Source organism: Sphaerisporangium sp. TRM90804 (assembly GCF_029846175.1).
Taxonomy (GTDB): domain Bacteria; phylum Actinomycetota; class Actinomycetes; order Streptosporangiales; family Streptosporangiaceae; genus Sphaerisporangium.
Window position 1 is genome coordinate 213,412 of record NZ_JARWAC010000015.1, and the last position, 22,659, is coordinate 236,070.

16 protein-coding genes and 1 pseudogene are annotated in these 22,659 nt (G+C 72.5%); 5 read left to right on the forward strand and 12 right to left on the reverse strand.

Features of this window, described 5'->3' with window-relative positions; translation table 11 throughout:
- Positions 1-26 precede the first annotated feature (26 nt).
- The 4 genes from PYR91_RS19580 (at position 27) to dacB (ending at position 4,668) form a co-directional block, all read left to right on the forward strand.
- The gene (locus PYR91_RS19580) at positions 27-920 is read left to right on the forward strand and encodes a hypothetical protein (RefSeq protein WP_279781474.1); all 894 of its coding nucleotides are present in this window, start codon (positions 27-29) and stop codon (positions 918-920) included.
- Positions 921-1,035: 115 nt separating this feature from the next.
- The gene (locus PYR91_RS19585) at positions 1,036-2,355 is read left to right on the forward strand and encodes an MFS transporter (RefSeq protein ID WP_279781476.1); all 1,320 of its coding nucleotides are present in this window, start codon (positions 1,036-1,038) and stop codon (positions 2,353-2,355) included.
- Positions 2,356-2,446: 91 nt separating this feature from the next.
- A complete protein-coding gene (locus PYR91_RS19590) occupies positions 2,447-2,986 on the forward strand; it encodes a DUF1707 and FHA domain-containing protein (RefSeq protein ID WP_279781477.1) in 540 nt (179 codons plus the stop codon).
- 119 nt (positions 2,987-3,105) lie between these two features.
- Entirely contained in the window at positions 3,106-4,668 is a 1,563-nt protein-coding gene (dacB, locus tag PYR91_RS19595) for a D-alanyl-D-alanine carboxypeptidase/D-alanyl-D-alanine-endopeptidase (RefSeq protein ID WP_279781479.1), read from the forward strand.
- An 86-nt stretch (positions 4,669-4,754) separates the two neighbouring features.
- Here the strand turns inward: dacB and ilvC are convergent, their stop codons facing one another.
- The 5 genes and pseudogenes from ilvC to PYR91_RS19620 all read right to left on the reverse strand — a co-directional run bounded on the left by ilvC (position 4,755) and on the right by PYR91_RS19620 (position 12,234).
- Positions 4,755-5,741, reverse strand: coding sequence for a ketol-acid reductoisomerase (gene ilvC, locus PYR91_RS19600; protein WP_279781781.1), 987 nt, complete (start codon positions 5,739-5,741; stop codon positions 4,755-4,757).
- Positions 5,742-5,802: 61 nt separating this feature from the next.
- Positions 5,803-6,327 (reverse strand): acetolactate synthase small subunit, encoded by a 525-nt coding sequence (gene ilvN, locus PYR91_RS19605; protein WP_279781481.1) that lies wholly within the window; start codon positions 6,325-6,327, stop codon positions 5,803-5,805.
- Positions 6,324-8,081: pseudogene (locus PYR91_RS19610) on the reverse strand (acetolactate synthase large subunit); the annotation flags it as partial. The pseudogene PYR91_RS19610 and the gene ilvN, both read right to left, overlap by 4 nt.
- 326 nt (positions 8,082-8,407) lie before the next feature.
- On the reverse strand, positions 8,408-11,101 hold the full coding sequence (locus tag PYR91_RS19615; protein WP_347943312.1) for an EAL domain-containing protein: 2,694 nt from the start codon (positions 11,099-11,101) through the stop codon (positions 8,408-8,410).
- Positions 11,102-11,325: 224 nt separating this feature from the next.
- The gene (locus tag PYR91_RS19620; RefSeq protein WP_279781483.1) at positions 11,326-12,234 is read right to left on the reverse strand and encodes a 2-hydroxyacid dehydrogenase; all 909 of its coding nucleotides are present in this window, start codon (positions 12,232-12,234) and stop codon (positions 11,326-11,328) included.
- An 81-nt stretch (positions 12,235-12,315) separates the two neighbouring features.
- Between PYR91_RS19620 and PYR91_RS19625 the strand changes: the two genes are divergently transcribed.
- On the forward strand, positions 12,316-13,491 hold the full coding sequence (locus tag PYR91_RS19625) for a PQQ-dependent sugar dehydrogenase (RefSeq protein ID WP_279781485.1): 1,176 nt from the start codon (positions 12,316-12,318) through the stop codon (positions 13,489-13,491).
- Between the two features lie 102 nt (positions 13,492-13,593).
- Here the strand turns inward: PYR91_RS19625 and PYR91_RS19630 are convergent, their stop codons facing one another.
- From PYR91_RS19630 to PYR91_RS19660, 7 genes are all read right to left on the reverse strand, one after another.
- Entirely contained in the window at positions 13,594-14,010 is a 417-nt protein-coding gene (locus tag PYR91_RS19630) for a VOC family protein (RefSeq protein WP_279781486.1), read from the reverse strand.
- Positions 14,011-14,015: 5 nt separating this feature from the next.
- Positions 14,016-14,441 (reverse strand): helix-turn-helix transcriptional regulator, encoded by a 426-nt coding sequence (locus tag PYR91_RS19635; RefSeq protein ID WP_279781488.1) that lies wholly within the window; start codon positions 14,439-14,441, stop codon positions 14,016-14,018.
- 48 nt (positions 14,442-14,489) lie between these two features.
- Entirely contained in the window at positions 14,490-16,415 is a 1,926-nt protein-coding gene (locus tag PYR91_RS19640; RefSeq protein ID WP_279781490.1) for a VanW family protein, read from the reverse strand.
- Between the two features lie 548 nt (positions 16,416-16,963).
- Positions 16,964-18,451 (reverse strand): Asp-tRNA(Asn)/Glu-tRNA(Gln) amidotransferase subunit GatB, encoded by a 1,488-nt coding sequence (gene gatB, locus PYR91_RS19645; protein WP_279781783.1) that lies wholly within the window; start codon positions 18,449-18,451, stop codon positions 16,964-16,966.
- A 17-nt stretch (positions 18,452-18,468) separates the two neighbouring features.
- Positions 18,469-19,959, reverse strand: a complete 1,491-nt coding sequence (gene gatA, locus PYR91_RS19650) for an Asp-tRNA(Asn)/Glu-tRNA(Gln) amidotransferase subunit GatA (RefSeq protein WP_279781492.1) — start codon at positions 19,957-19,959, stop codon at positions 18,469-18,471.
- Positions 19,956-20,255 (reverse strand): Asp-tRNA(Asn)/Glu-tRNA(Gln) amidotransferase subunit GatC, encoded by a 300-nt coding sequence (gatC, locus tag PYR91_RS19655; RefSeq protein WP_279781494.1) that lies wholly within the window; start codon positions 20,253-20,255, stop codon positions 19,956-19,958. Before gatC ends, gatA begins: the two co-directional genes overlap by 4 nt.
- Positions 20,256-20,406: 151 nt before the next feature.
- Entirely contained in the window at positions 20,407-22,476 is a 2,070-nt protein-coding gene (locus tag PYR91_RS19660) for an EAL domain-containing protein (RefSeq protein WP_279781496.1), read from the reverse strand.
- Between the last annotated feature and the right edge of the window lie 183 nt (positions 22,477-22,659).

A 22,659-nucleotide genomic window follows, 5' to 3' on the forward strand; every position in this document is an offset into this window, starting at 1 on the left:
GTGTCTCACTACCTATCGTGTCTCGTATGAGCATCGGGAACCCCGCTCTCGGAGAAGTGCTCGCGCAGCACGGCAGCCCGCACCGGCTTCTTGCGGCCCTCGCCGAGTGGGGCATCCTGGTCGCGGTGCGACCCGACCGGTCAGTCGTGCTGGGCACGACGCAGGCCGGCGAGCGGGTCCTCCTCGGCTACACCAGCGCGCACACCTACGCGCGCCACCGCGGCAACCACTCCCTGTCGGCCTGCGACGCCGACATCATCCTCGACATCCAGCGCGTCACCGGCGTGCGCGAGATCGTCATCGACGCCGCCGGGCCCGCCGCCGCGGCCGTCCCCATCGAGGACCTCCAGCGTTACCTCAACTCCACCCGCAGCACGCAGCACGCGCCGGCCCTGTCGAGCGCCTCGCCGACGGCCTACGCGACCGGCGCCATGGCCACCGTCTCCCGCACCACCGTGCCGCCCTCGCCGCTCGGCCGGAACGAGACCCTGACCGCCGCCATCCCCCAGAGCGCCCACGAGGCGCCGGCGATGCCGTGGATCCCCGCGCCCCGGCCCCACCTGTCGGGCCCGATGCAGCAGGTCGACCCCGGGTACAAGCGCTGCGGCCATCCGATACTGCCCGCGCTGCGCGTGGCGATCTCAGAGCTGCTGCGCGACTTCCCGCTCGTGCACCACGTCTGGATCTCCGAGGCCCGCACCGTGTCGGGCTCCTCGGGCATCATGCTGCACGTCAAGGTGCACACGCGGTCGGCCGAGGACATCGTCAGAGACCTGCACCGCATGGTCAGGGCACGGCTGCCCCAGCTCGCCGCCAGCGAGGCGCCGGTGCTCATGGCCCGCGTCGCCGACGCCAACACCGAACGCCGCATGATCGAGCTGGGCGCGCACGTCGTGTGCGCCGACGTGTCCGACAGCTGAGCGCGGCGCGGCGACCGGCCGCCGACGAGGCTGACGATTAGGTCTGGCCACCGCCCGCCCACTCGGCTGTAATGACGCAATGATCCCCTCGACGCGAGCGCCCCAGGCTTCGGCCGTGACCCGGGGCGTGCGCCTCGGCTACGGGGTCGGCTCGTTCTGCACGGCGACGTTCAGCACCATCCCCGGCCTGCTGCTGTTGTTCTACATGACCAACATCCTGGCCGTCCCGGCGTGGCTGGCGGGCGTGGTGGTCTTCGCGCCGAAGGCATGGGATCTCCTGCTCAACCCGCTGGTGGGCCAGTGGTCCGACCGCACGGTCTCCCGCTGGGGCCCCCGGCGCCCGTGGCTGCTCGCCGGAGCGCTCGTGCTGCCGGCCGGCTTCGCGCTGACCTTCGCCGGCCCGCCGCTCACCGGCCCGGCCGCCGCCCTGTACGTCGGCGTGTTCTTCCTCATCGCCGCGAGCGGGTACGCGCTGTACGAGGTGCCGTACAAGGCCATGCCGGCGGAGATGACCCGCGGCTACCACGAGCGGACGTCGCTGCTCCAGTGGCGGATGATCTTCATCTCGCTGGCCATCGCGCTCAGCGGCATCATCGCGCCGGCCATCGCCGCCGACTCCCGCGAGGGCTACCGGCAGATGGGGATCATCTTCGCGGTCATCCTGCTCGCCGCGATGCTCGCCTCGTTCTTCGGGACGGCCCGCGCCCCGCTGGTCGGCAGCACCGAGCCCGAGGGGTCGCTGCGGACCCAGCTCGCCGCGGCCAGGGCCAGCCGCCCGTTCCTGTGGCTGCTGGGCCTGTCCAGCGCGCAGAACCTCGCCGCCGGCGTCATGCTGGCCGGCGCGCCCTACTTCGCGGCCTACACGCTGAACACGCCCTCGGCCACCAGCACCCTGTTCGCCGCCCTGGTGGGCCCGATGCTGGCGACCATGCCGCTGTGGGTGTGGCTGGCACGCAAGATGGACAAACGCGGCGCGATGCTGCTCGCGGGGGCCCTCTTCCTCACCGGCGCGCTGCTGAACGTGCTCACCCCGGTGTTCGGGGCCCTGTACTCCCACCTGTGCATCCTGGTCGTCGGCGTGGGGTACGCCGGGCTGCAGCTCCTGCAGTTCTCCATGCTGGCCGACGTGATCGCCCACGACTCCGCGGTGAGCGGCCGGCGCAGGGGCGGCGTCTTCACCGGGCTGTGGACCGCCGTGGAGAACGCCGTCCTGGCACTCGGGGCGCTCGTGGTCGGCGGGGTGCTGGCCGTCGGAGGGTTCATCGCCTCCGACCCGGAGAACCCGGTCACCCAGCCCGGCAGCGCGCTGATCGCCATCGTGATCTCGCTCACGCTCGTCCCGGCCTTCATCGCGCTCACCGGCGTCCTCATGACGCTGAAGTACAACCTCACCGCCGTCCACCTGGAGCAGGCGTCACAGGACGAGCGGGCGTGACCCCGGCGCCTGCCCGGAATGACCGGGATCGCCGGGAACCGCGGGCGCCATAATCTGGACACCTCGCCGCCGCCGACCCGATACTCAAGGGATGAGCTCGACGCACCCGCCTGTGCGCGCCTCGGACGGAGACCGCGATCGCGCGATCAACGAGCTCCGCGATCACGCCGTCGACGGGCAGATCTCGCACGACACCTTCCTGGGACGGGTCGACCGCGCGCTGCGCGCCCGCAGCCGCGGCGAACTGGACGACCTGGTCTCCGACCTGCCCGCGAAGCGGGGGTGGCGCCGCAGGCTGACCGAGGCGGTCTCGTCGGTCTCCGACCTCACCACGCGCGTCGAGAGCGCGTGGCGGCGCCCGCGCCTGCCCCGGCTGGCGCTGCCCGGCGACAACCGCACGCGGTACGTGGTCGGCCGCGGCTCCGAGTGCGATCTGGTGCTCACCGACCTCACGGTGTCGCGTGTGCACGCCGAGCTGCGCCGCGACCGCGAGTCCTGGGTGCTGGTCGACCTCGGCTCGCTCAACGGCACCCGGGTGAACGGCTGGCGTCTGGTGGGCCCGGCGCGGGTCCGCATCGGCGACGAGATCTCGTTCGGCGAGTGCGCCTTCCTCGTCTCCGTCCCGCAGTAGCCGCACGGCCCTCCTCAGTACCGCGAAATATCAGTACATTTCCGTATTGCGCTCTGCGTACGGGTTCCCGATGATCGCGGCATGATGCGAGCCGTCAACCTCTGGAGGACCACGTGCGGATGCCCCGACGCCCGACCGGCCTGCTGACGGCCGGAGTCCTCACCCTCTCGCTGTTGTGGGCGCCCGGGTCGGTGGCCCCGGCCGGCGCCGCCGACCCGGCCCCCGGGGTCGCCGATCTCGTGGCCGATCTCGACCAGATCCTCTCCGACGCGCGCCTGACCGTCGCCCGCGCGGGCGTGGTGGTCAAGAGCGCCGCCACCGGCGAACAGCTCTACGCGCAGGACAGCGGCAAGATCTTCGTCCCCGCCTCCAACACCAAGCTGCTCACCTCCGCGGCCGCCGTGGAGACGCTGGGGCTCGATCACCGCTTCACCACGAGCGTCCTGAGGTCGGGTAAGCGGGTGGGTTCCACCCTCGCCGGCGACCTGTACCTCAAGGGCACCGGCGACCCGACCATGCTGGCCGCCGACTACGACGCGCTCGCCGCCAAGGTGGCCGCCTCCGGCGTCAAGCTGGTCACCGGCAGGCTGGTCGCCGACGACACCTGGTTCGACGACGTGCGCCTCGGCACCGACTGGGCGCAGGACGACGAGCCGTACTACTACGCGGCCCAGGTGTCGGCGCTGACCGCCGCCCCCGACACCGACTACGACGCCGGCTCGGTCATCGTCACCGTGGCCCCCGGCGACGCGCCGGGCGCCCCGGTCAAGGTCACCACCACGCCGGAGACCGACTACGTCAAGATCGACAACCGCGCCACCACCGGCACGGCGACCGACGTGACGGTGACCCGCGTCCACGGCACCAACCGGGTGCTGATCACCGGCACGGTGGCCTCGGAGTACTCCGAGTGGCTGGCCGTCGACGACCCCACCGGCTACGCGGCCTCGCTGTTCCGCCGGGCCCTCGCCGGGCACGGGGTACGCGTCCTCGGGCCCACCGGCAGGGGCGCGACGCCCGCCGCCGCGACGGGCGTGGCCGACCGGCGGTCGATGCCGCTGAGCGAGCTGCTGGTGCCGTTCATGAAGCTCAGCAACAACGTGCACGCCGAGATCCTCACCAAGGCGATGGGCCGGAAGGTGTCCGGCCAGGGCACCTGGGACGCCGGGCTGGCCGCCGTGCTGGCCTTCGCCGGCGCCAACGGCGTCGACACGGTGCGGCTGCGCGACGGCTCGGGCCTGTCGCGGCTCGACGCGGTGACGCCGGGCGAGCTCACCGAGTTCCTCATCGCCCTGCGCGCCAAGCCGTGGTTCCAAACCTGGTACGACGCCATGCCGATCGCCGGCCGCTCGGAGCGGTTCGTCGGCGGGACGCTGCGCAACCGCATGGCCGGCACCCCGGCGGCCGGCAACGTGCACGCCAAGACCGGCTCGCTCACCAGCGTCTCGGGCCTGTCGGGTTACGTGACCAGCGCCGAGGGCGAGGCCCTGGTGTTCTCCATCCTGCTCAACAACTACCTGTCGTCCTCCCCCAAGAACCTGGAGGACGCCATCGCGGTCAGGCTCGCGAAGTTCGACAGGGACACCCCGGTGGACGCCGCGGTCGCGCCGCGGAGCAAGGTGGCCGAGAACGCCGGCGCCGGCGACCTCGAATGCTCCTGGATCAAGCCCGCACAGTGCTGAACGCCGCACGAGAGCCCGCGCGGTGCTGAAAGCCGCACGGGCGCCCCGCGAGGATCCCCCGCGAGGCGCCCGTGCGGTGCCGCCGGCTACTTGTCCTTGAGCCAGCTCATCATCGGGCGCAGCTTGGCGCCGGTCTTCTCGATGGGGTGCTCGGCCAGCTCCTCGCGGTACTTGCGGAAGTCGCCCTGGCCGCCGTCGAACTCCTCGACCAGCTCGCGGGCGAACTGCCCCGACTTCACCTCTTCGAGGATGCGCTGCATCTCCTTCTTGGTCTCGGAGGTGACGACGCGCGGGCCCCGGGTGTAGCCGCCGTACTCGGCGGTGTCGGAGACCGACCAGTACATCTTGGAGATGCCGCCCTCGTACATGAGGTCGACGATGAGCTTCATCTCGTGCAGGCACTCGAAGTAGGCGACCTCCGGCTGGTAGCCGGCCTCGATCAGCGTCTCGAAGCCGGTCTTGATCAGCTCGGACACGCCGCCGCACAGCACGGCCTGCTCGCCGAACAGGTCGGTCTCGGTCTCCTCGGTGAAGGTCGTCTTCAGCGCGCCGGCGCGGGTGCCGCCGATGCCCTTGGCGTACGACAGCACCAGCGGCCAGGCGCCGCCGCTGGAGTCCTGCTCGACGGCGACCAGGCAGGGCACGCCGCGGCCGGCCGTGAACTGGCGGCGCACCAGGTGGCCCGGGCCCTTGGGCGCCACCATGGCGACGTCGACGCCCTCGGGCGCCTCGATCAGGCCGTAGCGGATGTTGAGCCCGTGCCCGAAGAACAGGGCGTCCCCCTCGACGAGGTTGGGCGCGACGTGCTCGGCGTACAGGTGGCGCTGGATGTGGTCGGGCGCGAGGATCATGACGAGGTCGGCCTCCTCGGCCGCCTCGCCCGGGCCGACGACGCGCAGTCCGTCGTTCTCGGCCTTCTCGCGGCTCTTGGAGCCCTCGGGCAGGCCGACGCGGACGTCCACGCCGGAGTCGCGCAGCGACAGCGCGTGGGCGTGACCCTGGCTGCCGTACCCCAGCACGGCCACGTGCCGCCCCTGGATGATCGAGAGGTCGGCTTCGTCGTCGTAGAAGATCTCAGTCACTGCGATTGCCTTTCATGGGTTCGTACGCCCTCGCCCCGGCGCGTCGTACGGGTCACGCGCTGCGGTCGAGGGCCCGGAGCGAGCGGTCGGTGATGGAACGGGCGCCGCGGCCGATGGCCACCATGCCCGACTGGACGAGCTCCTTGATGCCGAACGGCTCCAGCACCCTGATGAAGGCGCCCAGCTTGTCCGGTGTCCCGGTGACCTCGATGGTCACCGCGTCGGTCGCGACGTCCACGCAGCGGGCGCGGAAGAGCTGCACCAGCTCGAGCACGTGCGAGCGGTTCTCGGCGTCGGCCCTGACCTTGATCAGCGTCAGCTCGCGCTGCACCGACTGCGCCGGGTCGAGCTCGACGATCTTGATGACGTTGACCAGCTTGTTGAGCTGCTTGGTGACCTGCTCCAGCGGCAGCTCGGCGACGCTGACGACGATCGTCATGCGCGAGACGTCGTCGTGCTCGGTCGGCCCGACGGCCAGCGAGTCGATGTTGAAGCCCCGCCGGCTGAAGAGCGCGGCCACCCGGGCGAGGACTCCGGGCTTGTTCTCGACGAGGACCGACAGCGTGTGGCGGCTCATGATTCCTGCTCCTCGTTGTCCCACACGGGGGCCATGTCCCGCGCGATCTTGATGTCGTCGTTGCCGGTGCCGGCCGCGACCATGGGCCACACCATCGCGTCCTTGTTGACGACGAAGTCGATCACCACGGGGACGTCGTTGATCTCCATGGCCTTGCGGATGGTCGCCTCGACGTCCTCGGGGCGGTCGCACCGCAGGCCCACACAACCGTACGCCTCCGCCAGCTTGACGAAGTCGGGGATGCGGCGGACGGACTGCAGGTCGGTGTTGGAGTAGCGCTCGTTGTAGAAGAGCGTCTGCCACTGCCTGACCATGCCGAGGTTACCGTTGTTGATGACGGCGACCTTGATGGGCACGCCCTCGATGGCGCAGGTGGCCAGCTCCTGGTTGGTCATCTGGAAGCAGCCGTCGCCGTCGATGGCCCAGACCTCGGCGTCCGGCAGGCCCATCTTGGCGCCCAGCGCGGCCGGGACGGCGAAGCCCATGGTGCCCGCGCCGCCGGAGTTGATGAACGTGCCGGGCTTCTCGTACTTGATGAACTGCGAGGCCCACATCTGGTGCTGCCCGACGCCCGCCAGGTAGACGGCGTCCGGGCCGACGATCTGGCCGATGCGCTGGATGACGTACTGCGGGCTCAGCGAGCCGTCCTCGGCCTCGTCGTACCCCAGGGGGTAGGTGTCGCGGTAGCCGTCGAGGATCGCCCACCAGGCGGCGTAGTCGCCGGCGCGGCCCTCGGCCCGCTCGTTCTTGACCACCGCGACCAGCTCGGTCAGCACGTCGCGGCAGTCGCCCACGATGGGGACGTCGGCGTGGCGGTTCTTGGAGATCTCCGCCGGGTCGACGTCGGCGTGGATGATCTTCGCGTGCGGGGCGAAGGTGTCGAGCCTGCCGGTGACGCGGTCGTCGAAGCGGGTGCCCAGCGCGATGATCAGATCGCTGCGCTGCAGGGCGCCGACCGCGGCCACGGTGCCGTGCATGCCGGGCATGCCGAGGTGCTGGGGGTGGCTGTCGGGGAAGGTGCCCCGGGCCGTCAGCGTGGTCACGACCGGGATGCCGGTCAGCTCGGCGAGCTCGGCCAGCTCGGCCGACGCGCGCGCCTTGTGGACGCCGCCGCCGACGTAGAGCACCGGCCGCTTGGCCTCGGCCATCAGCCGCGCGGCCTCCCTGATCTGCTTGGAGTGCGGCCGGGTGACCGGGCGGTAGCCCGGCAGGCGCATCGGCGTGGGCCAGACGAACTTCATGGTCGCCTGGAGGGCGTCCTTGGAGATGTCGACGAGCACCGGGCCGGGACGGCCGGTGGCGGCGATGTGGAACGCCTCGGCGATGGTGCGGGGGATGTCGGCGGCGTCGGTGACCAGGAAGTTGTGCTTGGTGATCGGCATGGTGATGCCGCAGATGTCGGCTTCCTGGAAGGCGTCGGTGCCGATGAGCGGCGACACGACCTGGCCGGTGATCGCCACCATGGGGACCGAGTCCATGTAGGCGTCGGCGATGGCGGTCACCAGGTTGGTGGCGCCGGGGCCGCTGGTGGCCATGCAGACCCCCACGCGCCCGGTGGCCTGCGCGTACCCCTCGGCGGCGTGGCCGGCGCCCTGCTCGTGGCGTACGAGCACGTGCCTGACCTTGGTGGAGTCGTAGAGCGGGTCGTAGGCGGGCAGGATGGCGCCCCCCGGGATCCCGAACACCGTGTCGGCCCCGACCTGCTCCAACGCCCTGACGAGGGCCTGTGCACCTGTCATCTCTTCGGTCATCGGCTCGTTCCTTGCGTAACTGAGCTGGGTGTGGCCATAAAAAAGGCCCCGCCCGCCGTGAAGGCGGTGCTGGGGCTGCGCGCAGGTCGGGGAGTCTTCGTCAGCGCCCTGCGCGCCGGCGAAGTACTACCTCGAGCAGGGCTCGACCGAGCCCGGCAGGAGTGTCCCCAGTGATATGCATGCCGCAACGATAGCCCCTCCCGGGACCGGGGTGTCAAATCCCCGGACACATGTCTCAGGATATGGACCGCTTTGTTTTCCGGCCGGTGGGCGCGCCCGGTTACGGACAGGCGGGAACGGCGTGGCGCGAACGCCCGGCCGCCGGCCGTTCAGGCGGTGTTCTGCAAAGGCGACAGCGGCGACAGGCTGGTGCGCATGAGGGAGTCGACTCCCCTGGCCGCCATCGGCCGGGCCACCAGGTAGCCCTGGCCGCGGGTGCAGCCCATCTCGCGCAGCAGCTCGAGCTGCTCGGGCCGCTCGATGCCCTCGGCCACCACGATGAGGCCGAGGTCGTGGCCGAGCCGCACGATCGTGCGGGTGAGCAGCGTCAGCGTCTCGTCGCGTCCCAGCCCGTCCACGAAGGAGGGGTCGATCTTGATGATGTCGACGGGGAGCTGCCGCAGCAAGGCCAGCGAGGCGTAGCCGGTGCCGAAGTCGTCGATCGCCAGCCGCACGCCGAGGGCGCGCAGCCGCGCGAGCCGTTCGATGATCTCCTCGGCGTCCTCGACGAGCATCTCCTCGATCACCTCAAGGGTGAGGGCGCCGGCCGGCAGGCCGCTCTCGGCCAGGGCCTGCTCGACGGTCTCCACGAAGCGGGGCGCGGTGATCTGGCGGCTCGACAGGTTGAGCGACAGCCCGATCTCCCAGGACGACGCCCGCCAGGCGGCGACCTCGCGGCAGGCCTCCCGCAGGATCCACTCGCTCAGCGGCACGATCAGGCCGGTGTCCTCGGCGGCGCCGAGGAACTGCCGGGGCGGGACGAACGTGCCGCCGCGCCACCAGCGCACCAGGGCCTCCACCGCCGTCACCCGCGAGGTCGCCAGGTCGACGACCGGCTGGTACTCCACCGCGAACTGGCCGGCGAGCAGCGCGCGCTGCAGGTCGGCGGCGAGCTCCAGGCGGCGGACGACGTCGGCGTGCATGTGCGCGGCGAACACCTCGACCCTGCGCCCGCCCAGCTCCTTGGCGCGGGTGGTCGCGACGTCGGCGTTGCGGATCAGGTCGGCCGAGGGCACGCCGTCCTCGGCGAACGCGACGCCGACGCTGGCGGTGAGCGCGATGTCGCGGTCGGCGACGCGGAACGGCTCGGCCGACACCGCGCGGACCAGCCGCTCGGCGAGGTCGATCGCCGACTGGGCGTCCGTCGCGCCCGAGCCGCCGGAGCCGCCCGCCCCGGCCGAGCCGCCGGACTCCATCAGCACGGCGAACTCGTCGCCGCCCCAGCGCGCCAGGGTGTCGTCGGCGCGGACGGCGGCGCGCAGCCGCCGGGCGGCCTGGCTGAGCAGGTAGTCGCCGCCGGCGTGGCCCACCGAGTCGTTGACGCCGGTGAAGCCGTCGAGGTCGACGAAGACGACCGCCGTGTGCCCGGCGCCCCTGCGGGCCAGCACCTCGCGGGTGCGCTCCTCGAAGTACGACCGGTTGGGCAGCCCCGTGACGCCGTCGTGGAAGGTCAGGTGCGCGACCTCGTTGCGCAGCGCCACCTGGTCGCTGACGTCGCGCGTGGAGATCAGCACCAGGTCTTCGTCGCCCTCGCGGGGGTGACGGGTGGCGACGGACTCGGCGGGCCGCCAGGTGCCGTCGGCCGCGCGCACCCGGCAGGACATGCGGCAGACGCTCTGACCGCCCGCCGACGGCTCGTCCTCGGCCGCCATCGCCCGCAGGGCGGTCTGGACGGCGGGGGCGTCCTCGGAGTGGACGTAGTCGAAGATCGAGCGGCCGACCAGCTCCTGCGGCCGGTAGCCGTACATGGCCTCGACGCCGGCGCCCATCTCGCGGACCACGCCGTCGGGGTCGAGCACCAGGACGACGTCGCCGGCGTTCTCGGCGAGCTCGATGAGGCGCCGCTCGCCGGACTCCAGCGTGCCGCGCATGCCCGCGGACTCCAGCGCGAGCACGAGCACCTTGGCGAGCAGCACGAGCACGGTGGAGCCCACCACGATCGGCAGCACGCCGACCGACGGGTCGGGGCTGCCGGCGAGCACCCGCACGACCAGCACGGCGGTCGCCACGGCGGCCAGCGCCAGCGGCACGACGTCGAGCACGGCCGTGGCGGCGGGCCGGGAGGGCGCGGCGTGGTCGCGGCAGGCCCACGGGGCCGCGGCGAGCATGAGCAGGGCGGCCGGCGCCAGCACGCCGGTGACGGCGGGGGCGTCGCCGCCCGCCGCGGTGAGCCGGCCGATCGCCGTCGCCACCTCGGCCACGGTGGTCGCGGCGAGCACCGCCAGGGCCGCGAGGCCGACCCCCCGCCCGGCGGGCCGCGCGGACAGCACGGCCGGGGCGACGGCGCAGGTCGCGAACAGGCAGATCACGGGTAAGACGAGGGTGATCGGCTCCTCGGCCCGCGCGTACGCCGGGCCGAGCAGCGCGACCCACAGGATCGCGAACAGCGACGCGCCGCTGACATAGGCGTTCGTCGCGTAGTGCAGCAGCGAGCCGCCGTAGGCCTGCCGGCGGACGGTGAGGCCGCAGCCGATGGCGAGCAGCACGGTGCCCACGAGCAGCAGCAGGTCGGCGAAGGTGACCGCGAACGGCGTGCCCTCCACCACCGGGCGCATGCCGACCCCGGCCAGCCAGGTGACCGCGCCGGCGGCCAGCCAGCGCCACGCGGCCGAGCGGCGCCCCGAGCGCGGCGTGACGCGGAACGCGGCGACGCCCAGGGAGACGGCCGCCGTGAGACCGGCGGCCACTCCCGCGATCGCGGCGAGGGCCGTGGAGGGCATTTCGACCAGCAGGGCCGCCGCGAGGACCACCGCGCCGACCCCGGCGGCGGTCAACGGGACCCTGCGGTCACGAAGGCCGTTCAACGTCGTCGCCCATGCGGCTCATCCCTGTCACATCGCCAGTGTCGCGCCGGCGCGGCGGCGGAGGAGGTGGCAACCATCCAGTCGTCACCGATCCGATAAACGCCGTGCCGCGTTTCCCGGAAGGTCGCGCGATGCGAATGACGCTACGCAGCAGAGGTCACGAGGCAGCCACGGCTTGGGTTTGCTTTCCTATCGGTCGGAGTCAGCGCGGGCTGTCAAGTCGCTCAGTACGAACCCGTGATCACGTTGTTCAGCGGTTCACCGGACAGGTATCTCAGCATCTGGGATCGGACGAGCTTGCAGGAGCGCCGCAGCGACGCCGGGGTGCTGCCGGCCACGTGAGGGGTGAGGAGCACGCCGGGCGCGGTCCACAGGGGGTGGCCGGGCGGGAGCGGCTCGGGGTCGGTGACGTCCAGCGCGGCCCGCAGCCGGCCGGTCCGCAGCTCGGCGACGAGCGCGCCGGTGTGCACCACCCCGCCCCTGGAGGCGTTCACCAGCACCGCGCCGTCCTTCATGCGCGCCAGGAACGCGGCGTCCACCATGCCGGCCGTGCCGCCCGTGGCGGGCACCAGGAGCACCACGACGTCCGCGCGCGGCAGCAGCCCCGGCAGCTCGTCCTCCCCGTGCACGCCCTCGCGCGCCGTCCTGGCGACGCGCACGATGTCGACCTCGAACCCCTGGAGCCGCCGCTCCAGGGCCTGCCCGATGGATCCGTAGCCGACGATCAGCACGGTGCCGTCGGCCAGCACGCCCGTGTGGTGGTACGCCCACTCGCCGCGCTCCTTGGCCGCCGCGAACTCGGGGAAGTCGCGCAGCACGGCGATCATCGCGCCGACCGCCCACTCGGCGGTGCCGGCCTCGTGGACGCCGCGCGCGTTGCAGAGGATCACCCCTTCGGGCAGGTGGGGGCGGTAGCGTTCGACCCCCGCCGTCACCGTCTGCAGCAGGCGCAGCTTCGGCATGCGGCCCAGGAGCTCGGCCGTCAGGGCCGGCGGCATCAGGGGCGGGATCCAGACCTCCACCTCCTGCGCCCCCTCGGGCGGGCGGGGGCCGCCGTCGTACACGACGCACTCGACGTCGGGCAGGTCGGCCAGTGCGTCGACGATGGCCTGCGAGGGGGCCCAGATCTTCATGAACGCCAACCCTAAGAGAAGCGGCCCCCGTATCGGGAACCACGCGGGCGAGGCACCAGTATGGAACGCAGGAGGTCGACGATGACACAACGATGGTCCCGCCCGGCCACACCCGTCGCACGCCCGGGCCGCGCCGTCGCGAGGCTGCTCGCGCTCGCGGCGGCCGTGCTCGTGCCCGCGCTGGTGGCCGGGTGCACCTCGGGCGCCGCCGAACGCGCGGGCGGCGGCGCGGGGCCGTCCCCGGCCGCCAGCGCCCCCGCCGGGGGTTCCCCGGCGCCGGAGGGCACTACGGCGCCCGCCCCGGGTGAGCCGAGAACGCTGGTCGACGGGCTGCGGGTGCCGTGGGCGATCGCCTTCCTGCCCGGCGGCGACGCGCTGGTGACCGAGCGCGACACGGCGCGCCTGCTGCGCGTGACGCGGGCCGGGAAGGCCACCGAGGTGGGGGTGGTCGAAGGCGTGGTGGCCACCGGGGAGGGCGGCCTGCTCGGCGTGGCGGTCTCCCCCGAGTACGAGCGAGATCGCCAGATCTTCGTGTACTTCACCGCCGAGACCGAGAACCGCGTCGTCCGCTACCGCTACGACGGCGGCCTGAGCGACGCGCGGACCATCCTGAGCGGCATCCCCAAGGGCGGCAACCACAACGGCGGGCGGCTGGAGTTCGGCCCCGACGGCTACCTGTACGCCTCCACCGGCGAGGCCGGCGACCGGCCGCTGTCGCAGGCGCTCGGCTCGCTGGGCGGCAAGATCCTGCGCATGACCGCCGACGGGCGGCCCGCCCCCGGCAACCCCTTCCAGAACGTGATCTGGAGCTACGGGCACCGCAACGTCCAGGGCATGGCCTGGGACGACGAGGGGCGCATGTACGCGTCGGAGTTCGGCCAGAACACCTACGACGAGGTCAACCTGATCGAGAAGGGCCGCAACTACGGCTGGCCCGAGGTCGAGGGCGTGGGCGACCGCGACGGCTTCACCGACCCGCTGGTGACCTGGACGACCGACGAGGCGTCGCCGTCCGGCCTGGCCTATGCGAACGGGTCGCTGTGGATGGCGGCGCTGCGCGGCACCCGGCTGTGGCAGGTGCCGGTGAGCGGCGGCAGGGCCGGCGAGCCCGTCGCCCACTACGACGGCCGCTACGGCCGGCTGCGCGCGATCGCGACGGCTCCGGACGGCAGTCTCTACGTGAGCACCAGCAACCAGGACGGCCGCGGCTACCCCGCCCCCGGCGACGACCGCATCCTCCTCGTCCCCGCCCGCTGACGGCGGCCTCGGCCGGCCCCGCCGGGGCGGGGCCGGTCGGCGCCCCCGCCGGCCCGCCTCACCCCGGCCGGCGGGGAAGCGCCCGGTCCGCCGGGCCGGGGCTCACTGCTTGCGGGCCTGGTTGAAGCGCAGCATGTTGCCGGACGGGTCGCGGAAGGCGCAGTCGCGGACGCCGTACGGCTGGTCGATCGGCTCCTGCAGCACCTCGCCGCCGGCGGCGCGGATGCGCTCGAAGGTGGCGTCGCAGTCGTCGCTCGTGAAGATGACGCCGCGCAGGTTGCCCTTGGCGAGCAGCTCCGCCATGGCCTCCTTGTCGGCGGGCGAGGCGTTCGGGTTCGCGAGGGGCGGTTCGAGGACGATGTCCAGGTCGGGCTGCGACGGCGCGCCGACCGTCACCCAGCGCATCCCCTCGAACCCGACGTCGTTGCGCACCTCCAGGCCCAGCACGTCCCGGTAGAAGGCGATCGCCTTGTCGTGGTCGTCGACGGCGATGAAGCAGGTTGAAAGCTTGATGTCCATGGGTTTCACGCTACGGGCGGGGAGGCGGACTTCGCTTCTCCATTCCTGACCGGTCTGGTGTGGATCTTGGCGACGCAGGCCGGGATGGCGGCGCCCTCGTCGTGGCGGCGGGCCCGGTAGGCGCTCGGGCTCTCGCCGACCAGCTCGGTGAACCGCGAGCTGAACGACCCCAGCGACGTACAGCCGACCGCGAAGCAGACCTCCGTCACCGAGAGGTCGCCCCGCCGCAGCAGGGCCTTGGCCCGCTCGATGCGGCGCGTCATCAGGTAGCTGTACGGCGTCTCCCCGAAGGCGGCGCGGAAGCTGCGGGAGAAGTGGCCCGGTGACATGAGGGCGGCGTGCGCCAGCGCGGGGACGTCGAGCGGCTTGGCGTACTCGCGGTCGATCAGGTCACGGGCCCGGCGCAGCCGGACGAGGTCGTCCAACGTCACGCCACCACCATGCCACAGCTCCGGGCCCCGCCGAAGCGCGGCCGTCCGCTAGAGCTTGGAGTTCAGCTTGGGCTTCTTGTCGGGCTTCCCCTGCGACTTGGGCTTCTTGTCGCGCCCCCTGTCGCCGTCGGTGGGGCGCTGGGGAAGCGCCGGCGGCACGGCGTCGTCGGTCGGCGGGCGGCCGTTCTCGGTCGACTCGCCGCCGGAGTCGCGCCCTCGGGGCTGGCAGAGCAGCCGGGGCTCGGGATCGTACACCGTCGTGACCGGCCGGTCGCGCTTGACCAGCTCGGCGTTCTTGAAGAAGGCGCGCGTGACGGTCACGGTGAACCCGACGGCGCCGTCCATCGGGATGCAGTCCGCGCCGGACTCCGTCCGCGTCTCGGGCTGGGTGATGTCGGTGCGGCCGGAGGTCTCCAGCGCCACCCGGTCGTACTCCCGGGTGCCCCACAGGGTCACCGTCACCGACGTGCTGGTGTAGGCGGCCTTGACCAGCACCCCGTTGTCGCTGTTGTTGCGCCACCGCAGGTCCAGCTCGGGGTAGGACACCGCCGCGTCGAGACCGACGGGGTAGCGGGACACGTGAAACCGGTGCGGCGTGCGCTCCACCTCCTCCAGCCCCGCGATGAAGACCGCGTTGTACATCGTGGTGGCGAGCTGGGAGATGCCGCCGCCCATGCCGACGACCAGATGGTCGTCCTGGATCATCTGCGCCTGGACGAACCCGCGGCCGGCCGACGGCTCGCCGACCACCTCGTTCAGCGAGAACGTCTCGCCCGGCTTCACCAGCCGGCCGTCCACCAGGTCGGCGGCCTTGTGGATGTTGGTCACCCGGGGGGCGCAGCACGGGTAGTGGGAGGTGAACTCCCCGATGGTCTCGGTGATGCCGAGCCCCTGCACGTCCTGGTCGCCGAGCGCGGGCGCGGTGACGGCCAGCGAGACCGGGATGGTGCGGCCGCCGCCCTCGGTGACCACCCTGACCACGGCCGCGGCGAGCTGGTCGGTGTTCACGCCCTTGCCGCTGCGGGCGTGGACGAGCCGGGGAGCGCCGTCGACGATGGAGAACCCGGCGTCGCGCGGCGCCTCGGCGACGCCGACGAGCGTGGTCTCCAGACCGGCGACCGCCTTGGCGGCGTCGAACCGGGGGCGCACCGTGCCGTCCTGGTCGGGGGTGAACGTGAGGTTGGCCGCGATGAGCGACGGCGACAGGCGCGCGCGCCTGTCGCCGTTCACCAGGGTGATCGGGGCCGACACCGCGCGGCGGGCCGTGGCCAGCGAGCCGGTGAACGCCGCCTGCGGGGTCTTCGGGCGCACCCGGACTACCGGCAGCGCGACCGAGGCGGGCGGGTCGAGGAAGGCGCGTTTGATCGCCTCTCCGGTGCCGCGCCGGTCGAGCAGCGCGCCGTCCCTGGGCACGACGATCTTGGGTGTGGTGCCCTCGTAGACGATCGAGCCCTCGCGGGCCGGGCGGTCGACGGTGGCGGCGACCTTGCGGATGCGCTGGTCGAGCTTGGTGGCGTTCAGCGAGACGCGCGGCGCCAGGTCGCGTTCGCCGGTGAGCGCCTGCCAGACGGCGACCGGGCTCGGGAACCCCGTGTGCGCGTCGTCGATGGTGGCCTGGACGTCGATGGTCAGCCCGGCCTCGCGCGGGTCGACCACGGCCACCCGGCGCCCGCCGAGCGTGAGCGCGACGCTCTCCTCGTCGTGCCCCTCGAAGCGCTCGCGCACGCGGTCGATCGCGTCCGTCTCGCTGAGGCCGCCGATCTGCACGTCGGACACGTGGGTGCCCGGCAGCACCCTGCCCCACATGTAGGTCGCGGGGATGCCGTAGACGAGCAGGAAGATCAGGAAGATCCCGCCCAGGACCGCCAGCGGCAGGCGAAGCCGCCCCCCGCTCTCCTCGGCGGGCTCCGGGGCGATGACGACGGAGGGACTGGACTCTCGCGGGTCGCCGCTGCGGCGCACGCTCGCGGTCATGGGCCACGGCTCGGCGGGCGGCGCGGGAGGGGGAAGCAGGCTCGGCTGGGTCTGGCCGCCCGTGCCGGACGGCGGCGTCGGCGGGAAGATGTCCGGCGATACACCGGGGGGGAGGGGGGTCACCCCGCGGGGTAACTTCCCGCGCCTGATGGGGGGTTTCTCCGTCTGGCCGTCTTTGGCGAGCTGCCGGTCGGCGGGCAGTGTCACGGGGGTGTCCGGGCGAACCGCCGCGAACGGATCGGGCGGCGGGTCTATGGAAGCTCCGGCGTTCCGCACGCCTCCGTCTCCTCCCGCTGCAGACCGTTTCCCCCGCATCACCCTAAACCAGGTTCACTGCCGAATTCTTCTACATCGGGGGATGAATCCGTTCCCACCGGCAGAGGAAATCCCCCCCGGCCCCATCGGGCTTCCCGGGCCCCCGTGCCGCGCCGCGCATCGGCCGAGGCGGAATCGTTCCACCGCCCGGCGCCGTGCCGCCCGGCCGGGTGCGCGACGCCCGGCCGGGCGAGGACGGCGCCGCGTACGACGGCGCGGGTGCGCGGCGGGAGTCAGCCGCTGACGCCGAGCTTCTCCAGGATCAGCTCCCGGGCCCGGGCGGCGTCGGCCTTGCCCCGGCTGGCCTTCATCACGCCGCCGACGAGGGCGCCCGCGGCGGCGATCTTGCCGGAGCGGACCTTCTCGACGGCGTCGGCGTTGGCGGCCAGCACCTGGTCGATGATCGAGGACAGCTCGCCCTCGTCGCTGACGATGCGCAGGCCCCTGGCCTCGACCACCTCGTCGGGGGTGCCCTCCCCCGCGAGAACCCCTTCGAGCACCTGGCGGGCCAGCTTGTCGTTCAGCGCGCCGGAGGCCACCAGCTCGACCACCCGGGCGATCTGCTCGGGCGTGATCGGCAGCTCGGCCAGCGGCGTGCCGGACTCGTTGGCGCGGCGCGCCAGCTCGCCCATCCACCACTTGCGGGCGTCGGCGGCGGGCACGCCCTGCCCGACCGTGGCCTCCACCAGCTCGATGGCGCCGGCGTTGTGCATCGCCGCCATGTCGAGGTCGGAGACGCCCCACTCGTCCTGCAGCCGCCGGCGCCGGAGGCTCGGCAGCTCGGGAAGCCCCGCGCGCAGCTCCTCGACCCACTCGGGGGACGGGGCGATCGGCAGAAGGTCGGGCTCGGGGAAGTAGCGGTAGTCCTGCGCCTCCTCCTTGGACCGGCCCGAGGTGGTGACGCCGGTGTCCTCGTGGAAGTGCCGGGTCTCCTGCACGATGCGGCCGCCGTCGGCGAGGATCGCCGCCTGTCGCTCGATCTCGCCGCGCACCGCCCGCTCGACGCTGCGCAGGGAGTTGACGTTCTTGGTCTCGGTGCGGGTGCCCCACTCGCTCGACCCGCGCGGCATCAGCGAGACGTTGACGTCGCACCGCAGGGAGCCCTCCTCCATGCGGACGTCGGACACCCCCAGCGCGCGCATGAGCTCACGCAGCTCGGTGACGTAGGCCTTGGCGACCTCGGGCGCGAGGCGGTCGGTGCCGGGCACCGGCTTGGTGACGATCTCGACCAGCGGGATGCCCGCGCGGTTGTAGTCGACGATCGAGTAGTCGGCGCCCTGGATGCGGCCGGTGGCCCCGCCCACGTGGGTGGACTTGCCGGTGTCCTCCTCCAGGTGGACGCGCTCGATCTCGATGCGGACGGTCTTGCCGTCGACCTCGACGTCGAGGTAGCCGTCGGTGCACAGGGGCTCGTCGTACTGGCTGATCTGGTAGTTCTTCGGCATGTCCGGATAGAAGTAGTTCTTGCGGGCCATGCGGCACCACTCGGCGATGGTGCAGTTGAGCGCCAGGCCGATGCGGATCGTCGACTCGATCGCCTTGTCGTTGGCCACCGGCAGCGCGCCCGGCAGCGCCAGGCACACCGGGCAGACGTGCGTGTTCGGCGGGGCGCCGAAGGCGGTGGGGCACCCGCAGAACATCTTGGACGCCGTTCCCAGCTCGACGTGGGTCTCCAGACCCAGCACCGGCTCGAAGCGCTCAAGGGCCTCGTCGTAGGGCATGGCGGTGCGCGTGGTCGTCACAGGGCCGGAGCCTCCTTCAGCAGCGGGCCGCCCCAGCGGTCCCGCAGGGCCTTCTCGACGGCGGCGCCCACCCGGTAGCAGCGGTCGTCGCCCAGGACGGGCGCCATGATCTGCAGGCCGACCGGCAGGCCGTCCTCGTCGGCCAGGCCGCAGGGCACGGAGATGGCGGCGTTGCCGGCCAGGTTGGCCGGGATGGTGCACAGGTCGGCGAGGTACATCGCCATCGGGTCGTCGGCGCGCTCGCCGATCGGGAACGCGGTGGTCGGCGTGGTCGGCGACACCAGCACGTCGACCTGGTGGAACGCGGCCTCGAAGTCGCGCGCGATCAGCGTGCGGACCTTCTGCGCCGAGCCGTAGTAGGCGTCGTAGTAGCCGCTGGACAGGGCGTAGGTGCCCAGCATGATGCGCCGCTTGACCTCCGGGCCGAAGCCGGCCGCCCGGGTGAGCGCCATGACCTCCTCGGCGCTGCGGGTGCCGTCGTCGCCGACGCGCAGGCCGTACCGCATGCCGTCGAACCTGGCCAGGTTGGACGAGGCCTCGGACGGCGCGATGAGGTAGTAGGCCGGCAGGGCGTAGGTGAAGCTCGGGCAGGACAGCTCGACGACCTTGGCGCCCAGGGACTCCAGCAGGTCGACGGCCTCCTGGAAGCGGGCGAGCACGCCGCGCTGGTAGCCCTCGCCCGCGAACTCCTTGACGACCCCGACGCGCAGGCCGGCGATGTCGCCCTGGCGGGCCGCCTCGACGACCGGCGGCACGGCGGCGTGGATGGAGGTGGAGTCCATGACGTCGTGGCCGGAGAAGGCCTCGTGCAGCAGCGCGGCGTCCAGCACGTTGCGGGCGAACGGGCCCGGGGTGTCGAGCGAGGAGGCGAAGGCGATCAGCCCGTACCGGGAGGAGCCGCCGTAGGTGGGCTTCATGCCGACGATGCCGGTGACGGCCGCCGGCTGGCGGATCGAGCCGCCGGTGTCGGTGCCGGTGGACAGCGGCGCCTGGTAGGAGGCGACCGCCGCGCTGGAGCCGCCGGAGGAGCCGCCGGGGATGCGGCCGAGATCCCACGGGTTGCACGTGGGGCCGTAGGCGGAGTTCTCGGTCGAGGAGCCCATGGCGAACTCGTCGAGGTTGGTCTTGCCGAGGATGACCAGCCCGGCCTCGCGCAGGCGCGTGGTGACCGTGGCGTCGTAGGGCGGGCGGTAGCCCTCAAGGATCTTGGAGCCGGCCGTGGTCGGCATGTCGACGGTCGTGAAGACGTCCTTGTGCGCGATCGGCACGCCCGCGAGCGGCCCGAGCTCCTCGCCGGCCGCGCGCCTGGCGTCGACCGAGCGGGCCTGCTCCAGCGCCGACTCGGCGCCCACGTGCAGGAACGCGTGCACCCGGCCGTCGACCTCGGCGATGCGGTCGAGGTGGGCCTGGGCGACTTCGACGGCCGAGACCTCGCCCGCGGCCAGCAGGGCGCCGAGCTCCGCGGCGGTCTTCCCGGTGAGGCTCATGCCTCCTCCCCGAGGATGCGCGGCACCCGGAAACGGTCGTCCTCGACGGCGGGGGCGGCCGCCAGCGCCTGCTCCGGCGACAGGCTGGGCCGCGCCTGGTCGGGGCGGTAGACGTTGGTGAGCGGCAGCGCGTGCGAGGACGGCGGGATGTCCTCGGTCGCGACCTCCGCGACGCGCGCGACCGAGACGATGATCTGGTCGAGCTGCGCGGCGTAGTGGTCGAGCTCGGCGTCGGCCAGCGCCAGCCGGGACAGCCGGGCGAGGTGCGCGACCTCGTCGCGGGTTATGGCGGACATGAGTCGTCAACCCGTTTCATGGATGGCAATCGGACAGTGTCATCCTAGGGCTCGCGGCCGAAGGTGACCGAACCATTACCTGTTCCACGGGGGCCTGACATACCACCGCAGAGGCCGCACACCTCTCACGGCGCCTGGCCGGGGAACCGCTCTACAGGGCGGTGAACTCGGCCGACTCGCAGCGGCCGGCCGAGACCGCGGCCAAGGGGCGGGCCCTGAGCCACTCGGTGACCTCCGCGGCGGGCATGGGCTCGGCGAAGCGCCAGCCCTGGGCGGCGTCGCAGCCCATCTCGCGCAGGAGGCCGGCCACCTCCTCGGTCTCCACCCCCTCGGCCACCGACCGGAGGCCGAGCGAGCGCACGAGGTCGACGATCGAGCGCACGATGCGCTCGTCGTCCACCGACTTGCCCAGCCGCTGGACGAAGGAGCCGTCGATCTTCACCTCGCACACCGGGAGGCGCTGGAGCCGGACCAGCGAGGAGTAGCCGGTGCCGAAGTCGTCCAGCGCGAGCGGGATGCCCAGCTCGACCAGGGCGTGCACCGAGTCGGCGGCGTAGGCCTGGTCGGTCATCAACACGCGCTCGGTCACCTCAAGCTGGATCGCGCGCGGCGGCAGCCGCAGGCGGTCGAGCCCGGCCTCCAGCAGGTCGGGCAGCGCCGAGTCGAGCAGGTCGCGGGCCGACACGTTGATCGAGACGGGCACCTTGAGCCCGGAGTGCCACCAGCGGGCCGCCTGCTCCAGGGCCGCGTCGATCACGTGCTGGGTGATCTGCCGCATCAGGTACGACTGCTCGGCCAGCGGGATGAAGTCGACCGGGGACACCGGCCCGCGGCCGGGATGCCACCACCGCAGCAGGGCCTCCACCCCCTCGACCGCGCCGGTGCTCAGGCACACCTTGGGCTGGTAGTGCAGCTGAAGCTCGCTGCCGCCGATCGCCCGGCGCAGGTCGCCCAGCAGGTTGAGCCGCTCGGGGGAGTTGCGGTCACGCTCCGCGACGTACACCTCGACCCCGGTGCGCCCTTCCTTGGCGAAGTACATGGCGACGTCCGACCGCTGGAGCAGCAGCTCGAAGTCGGGCGCGTGGTCGGGGTACAGCGCGATGCCGACCGAGGCGTCCAGGTCGAAGACCATGCCCTCCAGCCGCACCGGCTCGGTGAGCGCGGCCCGAAGGCGCGCGGCGACCTCGCGGGCGGCGGCGGCGTCGCGCACCTTGGGCAGCAGGACGGCGAACTCGTCGCCGCCGAGCCGGGCCACGACGTCGCCGGGCCGCACGCTGTGGGTGAGCCGGTGCGCGACGATCTGCAGCAGCCGGTCGCCCACGGGGTGCCCGAGCGTGTCGTTGACCTCCTTGAACCGGTCGAGGTCGAGCAGCAGCAGGCCGACGCGCTCGCCGGTCCTGGCCTCGGCCAGGGCCTCCTCGGTGCGCAGGATCAGCAGCTTGCGGTTGGGCAGGGAGGTGAGCCCGTCGTGCATGGCCTGGTGGTCGCGGCGGACCGACAGCGAGGCGGTGAAGTACATCGTCGCGAGCGGCGCCACGAACAGCGGCACCAGGGCCGGGGAGCGGCTCATGACCACCACCACGAGTGGGGCCAGGCCGAGGAGCGCGGCGTACACCAGGCTCTGGTGGCCGATGGTCGCGCGGAGCACCCGCAGCACCGACCGGCGCTCGTGCAGGGCCACGGCCGCGCAGACCAGCACGCCCCGGACGACGAAGTAGGCGAGGGCCGCCAGCGTGACCGCGATGATCTCGGCGCCCTCGGGCACCCAGGGGGACGACGGATGCGGATGGTGCCCGAAGGCGCCGAGCACCACCGCGGCCGCCGTGGAGGCCAGCGTCACCTGCGAGACGTTGAACGCCGTGCGGTGCCAGGACCGCCGATGGAGCAGGCCGCTCACCACCAGCGCGAGCGCGTGTATGAGGATCGCCACCGACAGGCCGTGGTACAGCAGGACGGCGAAGGTGAACAGCGTGGAGGTCGCGGTGCCGCCGGCGAGCCGCGAGCTGGACACCACGATGGGCCGGAGCTCCCCGAGCACGACCAGCACCACGAGCACCCAGAAGAGCGAGGTGCGCGCCAGCGCCACCAGCTCGCCGACGCCGAGGCGCACCTCGGCGACGAACAGCGCGGCGAACCCGGTGACGATGACTCCCGTCAGGAAGGTCCAGAGCGGGGAGTAAGGCCGCGGGCCGGTGTCGCGCGTGTCGGATGGGTCCGTCATAGGCAAGTAAACCCCCAAGAGGTCACTATGGGAGAGTACGACCTCTGGGCCACTTCGCGAAACCGGTTGGGCACAGTCCGTCACCGGATATTTCGGGAGAGCGCCTCTTCAGCTATCGCAATCACCACCGGTCTCGGATGACTCAATCGCCGTTTTATTGAAATATTTAGCTCCCCTCCCGCC

Bases quoted from the DNA above. Each gene is read 5' to 3' on its own strand.
- PYR91_RS19590 (WP_279781477.1), top strand. From the start codon at position 2,447: ATGAGCTCGACGCACCCGCCTGTGCGCGCCTCGGACGGAGACCGCGAT.
- PYR91_RS19660 (WP_279781496.1), bottom strand. From the start codon at position 22,476: ATGACGGACCCATCCGACACGCGCGACACCGGCCCGCGGCCTTACTCC.
- gatB (WP_279781783.1), bottom strand. From the start codon at position 18,451: ATGCCCTACGACGAGGCCCTTGAGCGCTTCGAGCCGGTGCTGGGTCTG.
- PYR91_RS19640 (WP_279781490.1), bottom strand. From the start codon at position 16,415: ATGACCGCGAGCGTGCGCCGCAGCGGCGACCCGCGAGAGTCCAGTCCC.
- PYR91_RS19580 (WP_279781474.1), top strand. From the start codon at position 27: ATGAGCATCGGGAACCCCGCTCTCGGAGAAGTGCTCGCGCAGCACGGC.
- gatC (WP_279781494.1), bottom strand. From the start codon at position 20,255: ATGTCCGCCATAACCCGCGACGAGGTCGCGCACCTCGCCCGGCTGTCC.
- ilvN (WP_279781481.1), bottom strand. From the start codon at position 6,327: ATGAGCCGCCACACGCTGTCGGTCCTCGTCGAGAACAAGCCCGGAGTC.
- dacB (WP_279781479.1), top strand. From the start codon at position 3,106: ATGCCCCGACGCCCGACCGGCCTGCTGACGGCCGGAGTCCTCACCCTC.
- gatA (WP_279781492.1), bottom strand. From the start codon at position 19,959: ATGAGCCTCACCGGGAAGACCGCCGCGGAGCTCGGCGCCCTGCTGGCC.
- PYR91_RS19620 (WP_279781483.1), bottom strand. From the start codon at position 12,234: ATGAAGATCTGGGCCCCCTCGCAGGCCATCGTCGACGCACTGGCCGAC.
- PYR91_RS19625 (WP_279781485.1), top strand. From the start codon at position 12,316: ATGACACAACGATGGTCCCGCCCGGCCACACCCGTCGCACGCCCGGGC.
- PYR91_RS19630 (WP_279781486.1), bottom strand. From the start codon at position 14,010: ATGGACATCAAGCTTTCAACCTGCTTCATCGCCGTCGACGACCACGAC.